A 15,941-nucleotide genomic window follows, 5' to 3' on the forward strand; every position below is an offset into this window, starting at 1 on the left:
TCAGTCACAGATGTCTCCTTCACCTCAGGAGTTACACCAACGAAATTACAGTCCCCCGCCTAGTGCCGATGAGGCTGAGTCTGACGATGGAACTGGCGAGTGTGCTTAGCTGAATAGCAGTGTGGATCCGACGGTTCCGCCTGGCCGCGGATCTAAGGGTGTGGCTTTCGCCGGCCAAGCGGCGCACGTAGTCAGGCGTGGTATCGCCAAGTACACGGTCGAGTACGAGTCTCAGTTGTGCTGCCGCAACTTGCTCTTCCGCTGTACCGGGTGGCATGTCAGGTTCGGTTTCGCCTAGCACGCGCGCCGGAAAGGCGTCGAGGACCAAGTGCTCATCCCGCTGCGAGAGTTCAGAGAGGGCTAGGAGCTGTTTAAGAAGGGGCCCTGGTGTGTGGGTGTAGCGAGGTCTCCGGTAGATGGATCAACGACGAAGAAGATCAGCATCTATCCGGAGACCTCGGTGGGAAGCGTATCGGTGGGCGCGCGTAAAGACTTGACGGACCGGCAGTGGCAGGCGTTGCAGCGTGTGTTGCCGCCTCGACCCGTGGCAGGTCGTCGGCCGAAGTGGACGTGGCGTCAGTTGCTGGACGGGATCCGGTGGCGGGTACGAGTCGGTGCTCCCTGGCGGGACGTGCCGGAACGGTACGGGCACTGGCAGTCGATCTATCAGTTGTTCCGTCGCTGGCAACGGGAGGGCGTGTGGCCCTGGATTCTCACGATGCTGTGGGCATGGGCCGACCGGGCAGGGCTGATCGACTGGCAGGTGTCGGTGGATTCCACGATCAATCGGGCCCACCAGCACGCGTCCGGGGCCCGCCGCCGACCCGATGAGCAGGTCGAACCGCCCGGCGACGAGCCGGGCGACCACGCGCTCGGTCGGTCCCGGGGCGGGTTCACCACGAAGATCCACCTGGCCTGCGAACAAGGACGCAAACCGTTGTCACTGGTGATCACCGCCGGTCAACGCGGTGACAGCCCTCAGATGACCAGCGTGCTGGACGCGATCCGGGTGCCCCGGCCCGGACCTGGACGAGCGCGCACACGCCCACGGCGCGTGCTGGCCGACAAGGCCTACTCCTCCCGCTCGAACCGGGCCTACCTGCGCACACGCGGGATCGCGGCCACGATCCCGACCCCCAAAGATCAAACTGCCCACCGCCGCGCCCGCGGATCAGCCGGTGGCCGCCCACCCGCCTTCAACCCCCACCACTACCGGCAACGCCACGCCGTCGAATGCGGCATCAACCAGCTCAAACACCACCGCGCCATCGCCAGCCGCTACGACAAACTCGCCGTCCGCTACGAAGCCACCCTCCACGTCGCCACCATCGACATCTGGCTACGCAACCTCACCAAGACCAATTCCTAAACAGCTCCTAGCTGAGTGAGCACTCGGAGTCCAGCTGCGCGCTTGACCGCCGCCTCGTCGAGGGTCAACTCGGCCGCCCATGTGAAGCGACGCCACCACTCCTCGCGACGTGCGGGCGATCTCCCGCTGGATCGTCGCACGGTCGTTGCCTCGAACCGACAGCTTCACGCCGACGAACGCACCGATCGCCGCGACCAACGCTGTTGCGGTTTGCAGCCACAGATTCAAGGATGGCCTCCTTATCGGTCGCTGAACTTCGCCAGCTGTCGCAAGCCTCCTCGCGCTCAACGACGCCAGTCGACCGAGCAAGTGGCATGGCTACGCATGAAGGCGGGTGCCTCGATCCTGACCTGCGCGAGCCAGCATTGCGCAGACGATTATGCGACGCGGTCACGCGTCGGCGTTGTCGTCCTTGCCTTCAAGCAGCTTGTAGAGGTTGGTGCGGTCCATGCCGAGTTCGCGGGCGACCTGCGCCTTCGGGACGTTGTCTTCGATCGCCGCAGTCATGCGTTCGAACCGCGCGTCACGGGCCTTCTTGAGCTCTTCGAGCGTTGTGACTCGCTGGGCTTGTAGCGCCGCCTCTTGATCACGAATGCTCTGGAGCCGATCCTGGAGCTCCTTGACCTTGGCCGCACTCTCCCGGAGCAGCTCGAAGTGCTGTTCCTTGTCCACTTCCTTGCCTCTTTTCCGGGTCGTGTTGCCAAGCTGACCTAGCGACATGTTGTATCACACTGTAGACGGCAACAGTGATCTGTGACGCCACTTTGGCGACCGGCCTGCCCGGTGTGTATGCGGCGGGCGATGTGGCGCAAGGCGCGGCCGCCGCCCGCCACGCCCTCGACCCAGCGGCCGCACGCCCGCTGGTACCGGTGCCGTACTTCTGGTCCGACTGGTACGGCCACCGCATCCAGTTCGTCGGCACCCCACGCGCTGAGGAGGTCGTGGTCGCCGTGCCCGCTGAGGCGGGGTTCACCGCGCTGTACCGGCGCGGTGACCGGATCGTCGGCGCGTTCACCGTGGACCGGCCACGCGAGATCATGAAGTACCGGCGACGCGTCGCGGCCCGGGGCTCGTGGGCGGAAGCGGTCGCGTTCGCGGCCACCACGACCACAGCCGCCTAACATGGCGGCCATGGGCAGAACCCTCTCCACCTAACCGACGGTCGGCGGCCAGTACCGCCAGCCGATCATCGCTGCGGCGATCGAGCTGACGGCTCGCAGCGGCTGGTCAGCGGTTACCATGGCGCGGCTGGCCGACCACGTCGGTGTCAGCCGCCAGACCGTCTACAACGAGATCGGCTCCAAGGCCGCGCTGGCCGACGCCATGGTGGACCACCACCTCGACCAGTTCCTCGCCGTTGTCCGGGACGCCTTCGACCGCCACCCCACCGACCTCGTCGAAGCGATCCACGACGCAGTGCGCGACGTGCTGGACCTCGCCGCCGGCAACCTCCTGCTCCGTGCGATCGCCTCCGCCACCTACGGCGCGGACACCGAACTGCTCCCGCTGCTCACCACCCAGGCGAACACCTTGATCACCCGGACCACAGCGATGCTCACGCAGCGTGTGACGACCTACCAGCCCGACCTCACACACGAGCAGGTCAGCGTGGTGATCGATGTGATCGTCCGGACAGTCCTCAGCCACGTCATGCAACCCGCACAGTCCCCGGCCCATACTGCCGACCGCCTCGCCTGGCTGGCCGCCCGAGTGCTCGGCGGCCAACCCTCCCGGACCCGCACACCCCTACGCTACCGCTGACGACGGACCAGAGCCGGGGGCCAGACGCCGCGGTTAACCCGGCCAGTCGCGTTGTGTGCCATCGCACCAGCCGGTCACGGAGCATTCGGAGCTCGGGTGCGCTGTCGCGCTGAGCCGAAACGGGTTGGCGAGCGTGCGGGCGGGTCGTCGCTCACGTGTCCGCAGGACGCCGACCACTGGCCGCCGAAGCCCTGGCGGCTGCGGCTTCAGCGCACCTGGTCCCGGGGAACGTCGAGTTACAGCGTGCGGGCGATGATCTCCTTCATGATCTCGTTGGTGCCGCCGTAGATCTTCTGGACTCGCTGGTCGGTCCAGGCGCGGGCGATGCGGTACTCGCTCATGTACCCGTAGCCGCCGTGGAGTTGGAGACAGTTGTCGATCACCCGCATCGCTCGGTCGCTGCACCACCACTTGAGCATGGCTGCGGTGGCCACGTCCAGGCCGCCGTCGAGGTGCCGGCTGATGCAGTCGTCGAGGAACACCCGGCACACTCGGGCCTCGGTTGCGGCCTCGGCAAGGGTGAACTTGGTGTTCTGGAAGGAGAAGATCTGCCGGCCGAAGGCCTGCCGGGTTTTGGTGTAAGACAGTGTGTCTTCCAGCGCGGCTTCCAGGGCGGCGACCGAGGTGATGCCGATGAGCAGCCGTTCCTGCGGGAGTTGCTGCATCAGCTGGAGGAAGCCCTGACCCTCGGTGGTGCCGAGGAGGTTGGTGGCCGGGACGCGGACGTCGTCGAAGAACAACTCCGCGGTGTCCTGGCCGTGCAGGCCGACCTTGTCCAGTACCCGTCCGCGCCGGAATCCCGCGCGGTCGGTTTCCACCACGACCAGCGAAATGCCCTCCGCACCCAGGGTTGGATCGGTCTTGGCGACCACGATCACCACGTCGGCCTGGCCGCCGTTGGTGATGAAGGTCTTGGCGCCGTTGACCACATAGCCATCGCCGTCACGGATCGCTTTCGTCGCCACGTTTTGCAGGTCGGAGCCGGTTCCCGGTTCGGTCATGGCGATGGCGCCCACCCATTCGCCGGTGGCGAGTTTAGGCAGCCACGCCCGCTTCTGGTCCTCGGTGCCGTAGGCGAGCAGGTAGTGCGCCACGATCGCGTTGTGCAGCCCCACACCCCAGCAACTGTCGCCGCTGGCGGCCTGCTCTTCCAGCAGCACGGCCTCGTGCGCGAACGAACCACCACCTCCGCCGTACTCCTCCGGGATGGACAGGCACAGCAGCCCAATCTCTCCAGCCTTGGTCCACAGCTCCCGGTCGACGCTTTTCTGCTCGGCCCAGCGCTGCTGGTTCGGGGCCAGTTCTTTCCGGCAGAACTGACGGGCCAGATCACGGAACTCGTCAAGATCAGCGGTCGTCCACCGGCTGCGGTACTCGCTCATGGCATGCTCCTTCGCTGTTGCTCATTCCCCAACGGGTGCGGGCACGTGTGCTTGTCAGCGGTGTTCGGGCGGTCGGTTGAACATGGCCAGAACATCGGCGTCGGCGCCGTGTGGCGTGAAGTGTTCGCGGTCGACGACGAGAAACAGGGCTTCGGCGGTGAACCGGGTCACGTCGTCGTGGCCGGTACCGGTGGCTTCCAGGTGGAGCCGTCGGCCCTGGCGGCGCTGCAGGCGTGCGGTGATGCGGTGTGGCTGACCTAGCGGCACCGGTGCCAGATAGTTGACCGTCAACGTGCGGGTGACGGCGATCTCCTGCACAAGATAGAGCACGAAGCCGAACAGGTCGTCGCAGGCCGCGGAGATCGCGCCACCGTGTGCCAGGCCAGGGGCACCCCGGTGCCGGGCGTCGAAGGCCACGTCGGTGGCCACGGTGTCCCCGTCACGGTAGACCTTCAGATGCAGGCCGGCCGGGTTGTCCGGACCGCATCCCAGGCACTGGGAGTGGTGCGGCGGCAGCGAGATGAGGGAGGGGTCAGCCATCGCGTGTCGGTCCTTCGGAACTAGAGGCCAGCAAGGCAGTCGTGTGAGGGGTTGAGGTTGGGTTTCGCCGGGTGGCGGCGGCGAACTGGGTGGCGGCGACCTCGATGATGTCCTGGCGACTGACCGGCAACTCCCCGGCCAGCCAGGCCATGAGCAGTTCGGCGAGGCCACCGGTGAGCAAGAGGCCGGCGATCTGGTCATGGGGTGCCGAGAGCGCGTCGGCGCCGTGCAGGGCGTGGGCCTGCCTGGCGATCAGCTGGGCGAACTCCCGCAGCAGTTCGTGCCGCCGGGTGCGCAACGGGTCGGCGGCGGCGGATTCCAGCATGGCCACGCGGCCGATACGCGGATCACTTGTGAGCAGGTCGACGAACGCGCTGATCGCCGCTGTGGCTTTTCTGTGGGGATCACCATCGGTGGTAGCCAAAGCGTGCAGCGCGACGTCACGGATCTGAGACGCGATCCGATCCAGTACCGCCAGCAACAGCGCGTCACGGTCGGAGAAGCTCTCGTAGAAGTAGCGCTCGGTCAGACCCGCCCGCGAACAGACGGCCGTCATCGTGGTCTGCCGCCACCCCTGGGTGCCCAGCAGATCCAACCCGGCCTCCAACAACTGCTGGCGTCGATCGTCACGGCGCTGCTGGGCGCTGATCCCTCGATAGCTTCGCTTCGGCACCGACATAGCTGTCATCTTGACATAGCCTCCAGTCAGAATCATTCTGACTGTGACCTATGTCAGAAGTTCGAGCGGCGGCGGAGGCGATGCCGGTGCGACAGTCGAAGGATGGCCAGCTGGCCGCGGATGGCTCTGGTCACGTCGTGCGGTCCATGGCAGCTGACCGCTCGTCCGTGGCTGGGCCTGCGGACATCCCGGGGTTCGGCAAGGGACTATCCCTGGTGTGCACCGGCCGAGATGTGCACGAAGTGGCGGCGATGGCCGCGGACGCCGAACGAGCGGGGTTCGAGTCGGCGTGGGCGGCGGAGTTCTACGACCGCTCGGCCGTGGTCGCGGTGGCGGCGATGGCCGCGGTGACCGAGTCGATCACCCTGGGTACCGGGATCGCCTACGCGTTCGGGCGCAGCCCGCTGGTGCTGGCCACCGAGGCGCGGGATCTGGACGCGCTCTGCGGCGGCCGGCTGATCCTCGGACTGGGCACGGGCACGCGTCGCATGCAGCAGGACTGGCACAGCTTGTCCGGGGAACATTCCGCACCCCGGATTGAGGAGCTGGTGCCGTTGCTGCGCAGGTTGTCGCGGCTGGACGAGGGCCCGGTGCGGCACGAGGGCCGGTTCTACCGCTCACACGTGATCCCCACCGCGCCCGTGGCAACCCCCACGCGGCCGACGATGCCGGTGTATGTGGCCGGGGTGAACACGCGCATGGTGCGCGCCGCCGGGGCAGTGGCCGACGGACTGGTGGGCCATCCGCTGTTCACCCCGGAATACCTGCGCTACATCGTGCGGCCCGCGCTGCAGGCGGGCGTCGATCGCGCCGGACGCGCCGGGCCAGTGCCTGTGGCCGGGTATGTGATCTGCGCGGTGCATCCCGACGAACACCACGCCCGGCGGATGGCCGCCGCGCAGATCGCGTTCTACGCCTCGGTGAAAACCTACGACCCCATCCTCACCCTGCACGGCTTCACCGACGAGGCGCGCGCCATCCGGGCGGCGCGTCGCGCCGGTGACCTGGAGGCGATGGTGGACGCGGTGTCGGACGGGATGATCGACACGATCGCCGTGTCCGGCACACCTGAGCAGGTCCGCAGCCAATTCACCGCGCGATGGGCGGGACTGTACGAACGGACGCTGCTGTATCCGCCTTCCTTCGCCGGCCCGTCGGCCACCACCGCCGTGCTCGACGCCTTCGCCCCACTCGCCAGCACACCTACCAGATAAGGGAGAGCCGTCATGGTCCCCGTCATTGAACGTACCACCCAGGCGGCGCGGCAGCGCCTGTCCTCGGTACTGCTGGCACCCGCACCCCAGCCGTCGACCAGGCGTGGCGTCGGTTCAGCCGCCGCTGGCCCACCACTGACCTGGCCACCCCGCCCGCGGGCAGCGGACTGCGGCCGGTCCGCGGTGACTACGGCACCCCGGTGGTCGGGCATCTGCTCGACTACATCCGCTTCGGCACCGAGTTCGGCCGTGAACGCTACGACCGCTACGGCCCGGTCACCTGGATGGGCGCGTTCGGCACCCGCATCGCCGTGATCGCCGGTCCCGAGGCCACCCAGCGCGTGTTCACCAACGCCGACAAGGCCTTCTCCCAAGCCGGCTGGCGATTCCTCATCGACCGGTTCTTCCACCGCGGGCTGATGCTGCTCGACATCGACGAGCACAAGATGCACCGCCGCATCATGCAGCACGCCTTTACTCGCGACCGCCTCGCCGGCTGACACTCACCAGGTCAGCCCCTGCGTGCGCGCCACCATCCCCACCTGGCCGACCCAACGGCCGGTGCGGCTGTACTGGCTGCTCAAGCGCCTCACGCTGGACATCGCAACCCAGGTGTTCATGGGCGGCCGCGGCGGCACCACCGACACCGAACGGATCAACCAGGCGTTCGTCGCCACGGTCCGCGCCGCCAGCGCGCTGGTGCGCGCCCCGCTGCCCGGCACCCGCTGGCGCGCCGGCGTACGCGGCCGCAGGGTTCTCGAAGCCTACTTCGCCCAGCAGCTGCCCGCCGCCCGTGCCAGCAGCGGGGAGGACCTCCTCGCCGCGCTGTGCCAGGCCACCACCCCCGAAGGAGAGCACTTCAGCGATGACGACGTCATCAACCACATGATCTTTCTGATGATGGCGGCCCACGACACCGCCACCATCACCACCACCGCCTACTACCTCGCCACCCACCCCGACTGACAAGACCGAGCCCGGCAGGAATCCCTCGCCCTCGGCGACGCCCCCCTCGACATCGACGCCCTGGACACCCTCGACACCCTCGACCGGATCATCAACGAATCCCTCCGCTACTGGCTCCCGTGCCCCTCGTGATGCGCAAAACGGTCACCGACACCGACATCCTCGGCCACTACCTGCCCGCCGACACCCTCGTCGCCCTCGCCCCCGCCTCAACCACTTCGTGCCGGAATGCTGGACCGACCCGGACACCTTCGACCCCGATCGCTTCGCCCCCCACCGCCGCGAAAACCACAGTCATCGCTTCGCCTGGGTCCCCTTCGGCGGCGGCGTGCACAAATGCATCGGCATGCACTTCGGCACCCTCGTAGTCAAAACCATCCTGCACGAGATGCTCCGCACCACCCGCTGGACCATCTCCCACGGCTACCAGGCCCGCTGGGATAACACCTCACTTCCCGTACCCGCCGACGGGCTCCCCGTCCGCCTGCACCCCGTTGACCTGCCCGGGAAACACCAAGCCGACCCGGCCAAAGGCCTCGCCGCGGGCGTGTCCTACCGGCTGTGTAAGTGACGTGGCTCGACTCTGAACTGCGGAAGCGGTTCGGGAAGGGACCACGTGATGACGAATTCCGATTCAGCGCCGGCGGGCAGGGCTGCTCGACCGGCTGCGGAAGAGTCGTTGATCGACGGTGCGCTGGCTGATCAGCTGCTGGCGAAGGCCGAAGCCGAAGGGGTCGAATTGCTCGGCCCGGACGGCCTGCTGTCCCAGGTGACCAAGGCCGTGCTGGAGCGGGCCCTGGGCGAGGAGCTCACCGAGCACCTGGGCTACGAGAAGCACGACCCGGCCGGTCGCGGGTCTGGCAACTCCCGCAACGGCGCCACGGGGAAGAGGCTGCTGACCGAGGCCGGCGCGGTCGACCTGCAGGTGCCGCGAGACTGGCGGGGCAGCTTCGAACCGAAGATCGTGCGCAAGGGCCAGACCCGCCTGGACGGGTTCAACGACCTGGCCATCGGGATCGACTGCGAGGGCGCCAAGCAGGTGCTGGGCATGTGGGTGGGTGCCTCCACCGGTGAGTCGGCGAAGTTCTGGATGTCGGTGCTCGCGGAGTTGCGTAACCGCGGGGTGCGGGACGTGTGCATCCTGTGCTGCGACGGGCTATCCGGGCTGCCGGAAGCGGCGACCACCGTGTGGCCCCAGGTGACCGTGCAGTTGTGCGTGGTGCACCTGATCCGCGCCTCGCTGCGCTACGCGTCTCGCAAGTACTGGCCGGCGTTGGCCAAGGACCTCAAGGCGATCTACACCGCCAGCGACGAGGCCGCGGCCGCCGCCGCGCTGGAGGCCTTCGCCGAGCAGTGGGAGGCCCGCTACCCGGCGATCGTGCGGCTCTGGCGAACCCACTGGCAGGAGTTCACGCCATTCCTGGCGTTCCCGCCCGAGGTCAGGCGGGCGATCTATACGACGAATCTGATCGAGTCGCTCAATGCCCGACTGCGGAAGGTCACCCGCAACCGTGGCCAGTTCCCGTCCGAGCAGGCCGCGCTGAAGGTGCTCTACCTCGCCGTCCGCAACCTCGAGGACTACCGCACGCCGAACATCGGCATCCGAACATCGGGCTGGAAACAAGTACTGCAAGCGTTCACCATCTATTTCGAAGGGCGGATCCCCGCCCCATGACCGCCACGATCACTTACACAGGCGGCCGGACGCTCCCCGCCGAACCCAGGGCTCGAGGGTGTCGCGTGTACTTCCACCCACCGCAGCACTCCCGAGCCCTGTGGGGATGAGGTTTACGCTCGGCGGGTGAATTACATTACTTAAGGAGGTGGACATCACGACCGGCGACGCGAATCTGGTCACGGAGCGGGTCGCCGCGGTGGGTGCGGCACTCAACCGCCGGCTGAGCTCGCTTACGCTCGAGATCCGCAGCAGGCTGGCCAGCGACATCGAACCGCTGCGCGGAGACGAGCGTCTCGTGCAGCTACTCGGCGCCAGTGTCGAGGGCAACGTCGACAGTGCCCTGCACGTGCTGCAGCACGGCATCGACCTCGATCTGGTCGAGGCGCCGCCTGCGGCGACGGAGTATGCTCGGCGGCTTGCCCAGCACGGAGTAGCGGTGAACGCCTTGGCGCGTGCCTACCGTCTAGGTCACGACACATTCCTCCGGCATGGCCTGCAGGAACTCGACCGGCAGGGCGGCGAAGCGTCGCTACTCAGCGCGGCCGCGCGGCATCTTGTGGCGCTCACGTTCGGGTATATCGACCGGGTGACCGAGCAGGTGCTCGCGGTCTATGAGGACGAGCGCGAGCGCTGGCTGCAGGATCGCAACACTGTGCGGGCGGCGCGCATCCGGGAGCTGCTCGACGGGGAGCGCGTGGACATCGCCGCCGCCGAGGCGGCGCTCGGCTACCGGCTGGTGGGCTCGCGCCACCTCGCCGTCGTCGTGTGGGCGACCGGGTCGGTGCCGCCTGACGGCGCCATGTCGACTTTCGAGCGGTTCGCCCGGGAGCTGGCCGAGTGCCTCGGTTGCCGGGCGCTGCCGTTGTTCCTGCCGCACGATCAAGTCACCGCATGGGCGTGGCTGCAACTCGGTCGGGAGGCTCCGGACGTGGATACCATCCGCTCGACCATGTGCCCGAGCCATCCGGGGATCTCGGTCGCCGTTGGCGAACCCGGCACCGACGTGTGGGGCTTCCGCCGCACACACCTGCAGGCGCGCCAGGCACAGGCGGTTGCCGTGGCGGCGGGGGAGAGTGCACCGGTCGTCACGGCCTTCCGCGAGGTCGGCCCGATCGCGCTGATGTGCGCGGACCTACGCGCGACAAGGCACTGGGTCCAGGACACGCTCGGCAGGCTGGCCTTCGACGACGACCAGCACGCGCGGCTGCGCGAGACCCTGCGCGTCTTCCTCGCCACTGGGGGCAGTTACCAGTCTGCGGCAGCCATGCTGGCCCTGCATCGGAACTCGGTGTACTACCGGGTGCGCAAGGCCGAGGAGGAGCTCGGCAGGCCGATCGACGCCGACCAGCTGGACATCGAGATCGCCCTGAAGGCCTGCCACTGGCTCGGCACGAGCGTGCTCACCGAACAGGCTTGACAAGCCGCCACTCGTCCGGTGGCCGCCGGGCGGCCCGCCTCGTCGCGTTCGTGCGGTCCGCACGAACGTCCTGGGAAGATTCGTATGCCGTGCCCATGTGCGGCCAGGGGAAACGCTTCTACGGTTGCCCTCTACAGGATCACAACGTTGTGACTGAGGAGCGAAATGCATCTTGCGGTGCTGCCCGACTCGCGCGCAGCGCGGTCGCCCGAGGCCCTGTGTGTGTCCGACGATGACCTCTCGCTGAACAATTCGCAGTTCCTGGCGCACGTGCGGGCAGCCGCCGCGCTCCTGCGCGGGCGTGGCGTCGCTGCCGGTGACGTCGTTGCCGCCATGCTCCCGAACCGGGTCGAGTTCGTCATCGCATTGTTTTCCGCATGGCGGCTCGGAGCCACCGTGACGCCGATCAATCCGAACCTGACGCTCACCGAGGCGGAGTACCAGCTCGCTGACTCTGGAGCGAAGTTGCTGATCAGTGACATCCCAGGGATGCGAGTCGACACGATCGGCGCACGCGAGCTGTGTGCCGCCGCGGAACCCCGGGACGAGCCACCCGTGAGGCAGGAGAGCGAGGCGCTCGCGCTGCTGATCTACACGAGCGGAACTACCGGTAAGCCGAAAGGTGTCATGCTCGACCACGCCAATCTACAGGCGATGTGCGACATGGCGATCAAGGCCGTCGAGCTTTCGGAGGACGACCACAGCCTACTGATCCTACCGCTGTTCCACGTTAACGGGATCGTCGTGAGCATTCTGTCCCCGTTGCTGGTAGACGGCCGGTCGACCATCGCGGGGCGGTTCGACCCGGAGACCTTCTTCAGCCGGGTGGAACGGGTCCGGCCGACGTACTTCTCTGCGGTCCCGGCGATCTACGCGATGCTGTTGGCACGGCCGGAGGAGGAGCGACCAGACCTGTCTTCGATGCGGCTGGCGGTGTGCGGTGCCGCGCCGATGCCCGCGGCGCTCATCGAGCGGTTCGAGAACCGATTCGGCATCCCAGTCGTCGAGGGTTACGGCCTGTCCGAGGGCACATGTGCATCGACCATCAACCCGGTCGGCGGTATCCGCAAGCCTGGAACCGTTGGACTTCCTATTGAGGGCCAGGATGTCGCGATCATGGACCGCTCCGGGAACGTCCTCCCCAAGGGGGAGACGGGCGAGGTCGTGGTTCGCGGACCCAACGTCATGCGTGGCTACGTCAACCGACCGGATGACACCTCGAAGGCTATTGTGGACGGCTGGCTGCACACCGGGGACGTGGGCCGCTTCGACGAGGACGGGTACCTCGTGCTCGTCGACCGCATCAAGGACATGATCATCCGCGGTGGCGAGAACATCTACCCCAAAGAGATCGAGTCCGTCCTCTACGGGCACACCCAGGTCCTGGAGGCCGCCGTCGTGGGAACTCCACACCCGGTGCTCGGCGAGGTGCCGACAGCTTTCGTCGCTACCCGTCCGAACGCGACGGTCGACGTAGCCGAGCTGCACGAACACTGCCGTGCCGGGCTGTCCAAGTACAAGCTGCCCACCGAGATTCATCTGATCGACGCCTTGCCCAAGAACCCGGTCGGCAAGATCGACAAACCGCAACTGCGCGAGCGGCTCGCTGCCATGGCCAGCCGGCCCGCCTGACCGCGAGGAGGACCGACATGGGATTCATCAATCCAGTCCTGCCTGACGTCGACTACGGCGAGTGGCGCACGAAGACCCGCGCCGAGCGGATTAAGCCGATGGTGCAGCATTGGGGGGTCGCGGGGTTCGGTGCACCAGACGGCGTGTATCTGCTGTATATCGCGAAGATAATCGGCTACATCGCGGGCGGGTTGTTCTTCGCCTCGCTCACTCCGGGCATTGGGGCCTTTTGGGACTTCCCGGACTGGTGGGACGAGCCCGTGGTGTTCCAGAAGGTCGTCGTGTGGACACTCCTGTTCGAAGTGCTCGGCTTCGGCTGCGGGTTCGGGCCGCTGACCTTGCGATTCCTGCCACCGCTCGGCGCGTTTCTGCACTGGTTGCGACCGGGCACGATCCGGATGCCGCCGTGGCCGGGCAAGGTCCCGTTCACCAGCGGGTCCCGGCGTTCGGTTGTCGACGTGTTGCTCTATGCCGTAGTGCTGGCCGCCACGCTCTGGATCCTGTTGGCCCCGGCGAATCGCTCCGCGGGCGGGCTCGATGCGCAGGTCGGAATGATCGAGCCGAGCCGGTTTGTGCCGCTGCTGGTGCTGCTGCCGCTGCTCGGGTTGCGGGACAAGATGATCTTCCTCGCGGCGCGGTCCGAGGTTTACTTGTCCGCCGTCGTCGTGTTCCTGCTGCCTGGGATCGACATGATCGTGGCCGCGAAGCTCGTGCTGGTCGCGATCTGGTGGGGTGCGGCGACGTCCAAGCTCAACCGGCACTTCCCAAACGTCGTCGCTGTGATGCTGAGCAACACGCCGTTGGTGCGCAGTAAGGCGATCAAGCGCAGGCTGCACCGGGGATACCCGGAAGACCTCCGACCCGGTGCCGTCAGCCGATTCCTCGCGCACTTCGGTACCGCAGTCGAGTACCTGGTGCCGCTCGTCCTGTTCGTCTCCGACGGCGGTACGGTCACGCTGGTTGCAGCCGCGATCATGGTCGCGTTCCACCTGCTTATCCTCACCAGCATTCCGATGGGTGTGCCACTCGAGTGGAACGTATACATGATGTTCGGAATCGCGTTCCTGTTCGTGGACAAGGCGCAATACGGGCTCGCCGACATCAGCAACCCACTTCCGGTGGCGCTGGTGATATGCGCGCTGGCGGCCGGGGTCGTCCTCGGTAACCTTTTTCCGAACAAGATCTCCTTCCTGATCGGAATGCGCTACTACGCGGGCAACTGGGACACCTCGATGTGGTTGCTCAAGCCGAGCGCGGTGGCGAAGCTGGACACGCACGTCAAGAAGGCCGCGACGCTCCCGCGGAGGCAACTCGTAAAGCTCTACGGCGAGCGAGTGGCCGACCTGCTCGCACACAAGGGCTATACGTTCCGTGCCATGCACACGCACGGCAGGGCTCTGTTTGGGTTGATCCCGCGGGCGGCAGGACCTGAGCACGAGACGGGCTACGTTGTGATCGACGGGGAGTTCATCGCGGGGCCGATCCTGGGCTGGAACTTCGGCGATGGGCATCTGCACAACGAGCAGCTGGTCGCCGCGCTGCAGGAGCGATGCCACTTCGAGGAGGGCGAGGTGCGCGTCGTTGTCCTGGACGCGCAGCCGATCCAGCGGCAGCGGCAGCGCTACCGACTTGTCGACGCGGCTATCGGTGAGTTCGAGCGCGGCTATGTCGCCGTCTCCGATATGCTGGCCCGCCAGCCCTGGGACTGTGACATCCCAGCGCACATCACATGGTCGCGCGCGGCCGCGAATGCGGGATCGAACCCGCCCGCAAGCCAGGCGGCACGCCAAGATCCGAGGGCGGTATGACCGAGGCGATCGTGGTGGGGGCCGGCCCGAACGGTCTGGCCGCCGCGCTCGCCCTGGCTGGTGAGGGCATCGACGTGACCGTGCTGGAGGCCGCGGACCGGATTGGCGGCGGCACTCGCACGAGCGAGCTGACGGTGCCCGGCGTGCTGCACGACCACTGCTCCGCATTCCATCCCATGGGGCTGGGGTCGCCGTTTCTGCGCGGACTCAGCCTCGACCGGTACGGCGTCGCTTGGAGGTGGCCGGAGATCGAGGTAGCGCACCCACTGGATGGTGGCCGTGCCGGAGTGTTGCTGCGGTCGTTGGACGACACGGCGGCGCGCCTCGGCACCGACGGCGGGGCGTGGCGGCGGCTGTTCGGCCCGCTGGCCGAAGGGTTCGACGAGCTGGTCGAGGACGTCATGCGCCCGGTTGTCCATGTGCCCCGGCACCCGATTCGGCTCGCCCGGTTCGGGACGCGCGCACTGCTGCCCGCGGCTTGGACCGCTGGCCGCTGGGACGGTGCCGAGGCCAGGGCGCTGTTCGGCGGGGTCGCGGCACACGGTTTCCACCCGCTCGGCAGGCCGACTACGTCGGCGATCGGGTTGATGCTGATCGCGGCAGGGCACCGGTTCGGCTGGCCGGTCGCCGAGGGCGGCTCACGAGTGATTACCGATGCCATGGCGATGCTGCTAACGGACCTCGGTGGCAAGATCGAGACTGGGGTGCGCGTGGCCTCCCTGGCCGAGTTGCCGCGAGCGGATGCCGTTCTCCTCGACCTGGCGCCGAGGGGCGTCGTCGAGGTCGCGGGCGACCAGCTGCCCGCACGAGTGCGGCGGGCCTACGAGCGGTACCGCCACGGGCCCGGGGCGTTCAAGATCGATCTTGCGGTCGAGGGGGGGATCCCATGGGCGAACCCGGACTGCCGCCGGGCTGGGACCGTCCACGTCGGAGGGTCTTTCGAGGAGATGGCCGACGCCGAGAGCGACGTCGGCCGCGGGCGGATGCCGGTCCGCCCGTTCGTGCTCGTGGGGCAGCAATACCTCGCCGATCCAACCAGATCGGCCGGGGACGTGCATCCGGTCTGGGCGTACGCGCACGTACCGCACGGCTATTCGGGCGACGCGACCGAGTCGATCCTCGCTCAGATCGAACGGTTCGCACCAGGCCTGGGCGACCGGATCGTCGGCCGGTCGGTGACGGCCACGACCGCGTGGCCGACCTACAACGCCAACTACGTCGGTGGCGACATCATCACCGGTGAGAACACACCGCTGCAGGTCGCCTTTCGTCCCACAGTGGCGCTCGATCCTTACTACACCGGGATACCCGGCGTGTACATCTGCTCGGCGGCGACCCCGCCGGGTGGCGGCGTGCACGGGATGTGCGGCTATAACGCCGCACGCTCGGCGCTGCGGCGACTCAGTTGAGGCGGTTCGCGATACGTGCGAGCAACAAGATTTTGGAACAGTCCCCAGGCCAGTGACGGGGCCTTTGGTCTGGCACCCCAGGCGGG

At 67.4% G+C, this 15,941-nt stretch carries 13 protein-coding genes and 1 pseudogene; 10 read left to right on the forward strand and 4 right to left on the reverse strand.

From position 1 onward, the window contains the following. Positions 1-460: 460 nt before the first annotated feature. On the forward strand, positions 461-1,369 hold the full coding sequence (locus tag L2C96_RS37485; RefSeq protein ID WP_110341492.1) for an IS5 family transposase: 909 nt from the start codon (positions 461-463) through the stop codon (positions 1,367-1,369). A 390-nt stretch (positions 1,370-1,759) separates the two neighbouring features. Here L2C96_RS37485 and L2C96_RS37490 read toward each other — a convergent pair whose 3' ends face one another. Continuing rightward, the gene (locus L2C96_RS37490) at positions 1,760-2,041 is read right to left on the reverse strand and encodes a hypothetical protein (protein WP_110341490.1); all 282 of its coding nucleotides are present in this window, start codon (positions 2,039-2,041) and stop codon (positions 1,760-1,762) included. 74 nt (positions 2,042-2,115) lie between these two features. Here L2C96_RS37490 and L2C96_RS37495 point away from each other — a divergent pair, with 74 nt between their 5' ends. Beyond that, on the forward strand, positions 2,116-2,490 hold the full coding sequence (locus L2C96_RS37495; protein WP_369973573.1) for an oxidoreductase C-terminal domain-containing protein: 375 nt from the start codon (positions 2,116-2,118) through the stop codon (positions 2,488-2,490). 64 nt (positions 2,491-2,554) lie between these two features. Further along, positions 2,555-3,130: a TetR/AcrR family transcriptional regulator gene (locus L2C96_RS37500; protein ID WP_110341488.1), complete on the forward strand. Its 576-nt coding sequence runs from the start codon at positions 2,555-2,557 to the stop codon at positions 3,128-3,130. Between the two features lie 236 nt (positions 3,131-3,366). Here L2C96_RS37500 and L2C96_RS37505 read toward each other — a convergent pair whose 3' ends face one another. Genes L2C96_RS37505 through L2C96_RS37515 form a run of 3 tightly spaced genes read right to left on the reverse strand, consistent with a single transcriptional unit; the run spans position 3,367 to position 5,731 of the window. Beyond that, a complete protein-coding gene (locus tag L2C96_RS37505; protein WP_110341486.1) occupies positions 3,367-4,512 on the reverse strand; it encodes an acyl-CoA dehydrogenase family protein in 1,146 nt (381 codons plus the stop codon). 54 nt (positions 4,513-4,566) lie between these two features. Further along, a complete protein-coding gene (locus L2C96_RS37510) occupies positions 4,567-5,052 on the reverse strand; it encodes a PaaI family thioesterase (protein WP_110341484.1) in 486 nt (161 codons plus the stop codon). Next, positions 5,045-5,731, reverse strand: coding sequence for a TetR/AcrR family transcriptional regulator (locus L2C96_RS37515; RefSeq protein ID WP_110341482.1), 687 nt, complete (start codon positions 5,729-5,731; stop codon positions 5,045-5,047). The genes L2C96_RS37510 and L2C96_RS37515 overlap by 8 nt, the downstream gene beginning before the upstream one ends. A 146-nt stretch (positions 5,732-5,877) precedes the next feature. On the opposite strand from L2C96_RS37515, the gene L2C96_RS37520 reads away from it, so the two are divergent. The 7 genes and pseudogenes from L2C96_RS37520 (at position 5,878) to L2C96_RS37550 (ending at position 15,855) form a co-directional block, all read left to right on the forward strand. Continuing rightward, positions 5,878-6,945 (forward strand): LLM class flavin-dependent oxidoreductase, encoded by a 1,068-nt coding sequence (locus L2C96_RS37520; RefSeq protein ID WP_158559807.1) that lies wholly within the window; start codon positions 5,878-5,880, stop codon positions 6,943-6,945. 12 nt (positions 6,946-6,957) lie between these two features. Continuing rightward, positions 6,958-8,404: pseudogene (locus tag L2C96_RS37525) on the forward strand (cytochrome P450); the annotation flags it as partial. Positions 8,405-8,530: 126 nt separating this feature from the next. After that, a complete protein-coding gene (locus L2C96_RS37530; RefSeq protein WP_168214115.1) occupies positions 8,531-9,586 on the forward strand; it encodes an IS256 family transposase in 1,056 nt (351 codons plus the stop codon). 148 nt (positions 9,587-9,734) lie between these two features. Further along, positions 9,735-11,006: a PucR family transcriptional regulator gene (locus tag L2C96_RS37535; protein ID WP_233520110.1), complete on the forward strand. Its 1,272-nt coding sequence runs from the start codon at positions 9,735-9,737 to the stop codon at positions 11,004-11,006. 165 nt (positions 11,007-11,171) lie between these two features. Further along, positions 11,172-12,638, forward strand: coding sequence for a class I adenylate-forming enzyme family protein (locus L2C96_RS37540; protein ID WP_110341476.1), 1,467 nt, complete (start codon positions 11,172-11,174; stop codon positions 12,636-12,638). Between the two features lie 17 nt (positions 12,639-12,655). Then, entirely contained in the window at positions 12,656-14,446 is a 1,791-nt protein-coding gene (locus L2C96_RS37545; RefSeq protein WP_110341474.1) for a DUF3556 domain-containing protein, read from the forward strand. Continuing rightward, complete coding sequence (locus L2C96_RS37550) at positions 14,443-15,855, forward strand: phytoene desaturase family protein (RefSeq protein WP_110341472.1); 1,413 nt, start codon at positions 14,443-14,445, stop codon at positions 15,853-15,855. The genes L2C96_RS37545 and L2C96_RS37550 overlap by 4 nt, the downstream gene beginning before the upstream one ends. Positions 15,856-15,941: the final 86 nt, after the last annotated feature.

This window comes from Amycolatopsis tucumanensis, from assembly GCF_021654135.1.
GTDB lineage: Bacteria > Actinomycetota > Actinomycetes > Mycobacteriales > Pseudonocardiaceae > Amycolatopsis_E > Amycolatopsis_E tucumanensis.

Excerpts from the sequence above, each read along its gene's own strand:
- L2C96_RS37505 (WP_110341486.1), bottom strand. The coding sequence starts at position 4,512 with ATGAGCGAGTACCGCAGCCGGTGGACGACCGCTGATCTTGACGAGTTC.
- L2C96_RS37510 (WP_110341484.1), bottom strand. The coding sequence starts at position 5,052 with ATGGCTGACCCCTCCCTCATCTCGCTGCCGCCGCACCACTCCCAGTGC.
- L2C96_RS37515 (WP_110341482.1), bottom strand. The coding sequence starts at position 5,731 with ATGTCGGTGCCGAAGCGAAGCTATCGAGGGATCAGCGCCCAGCAGCGC.
- L2C96_RS37520 (WP_158559807.1), top strand. The coding sequence starts at position 5,878 with ATGGCAGCTGACCGCTCGTCCGTGGCTGGGCCTGCGGACATCCCGGGG.
- L2C96_RS37530 (WP_168214115.1), top strand. The coding sequence starts at position 8,531 with ATGACGAATTCCGATTCAGCGCCGGCGGGCAGGGCTGCTCGACCGGCT.
- L2C96_RS37540 (WP_110341476.1), top strand. The coding sequence starts at position 11,172 with ATGCATCTTGCGGTGCTGCCCGACTCGCGCGCAGCGCGGTCGCCCGAG.
- L2C96_RS37545 (WP_110341474.1), top strand. The coding sequence starts at position 12,656 with ATGGGATTCATCAATCCAGTCCTGCCTGACGTCGACTACGGCGAGTGG.
- L2C96_RS37550 (WP_110341472.1), top strand. The coding sequence starts at position 14,443 with ATGACCGAGGCGATCGTGGTGGGGGCCGGCCCGAACGGTCTGGCCGCC.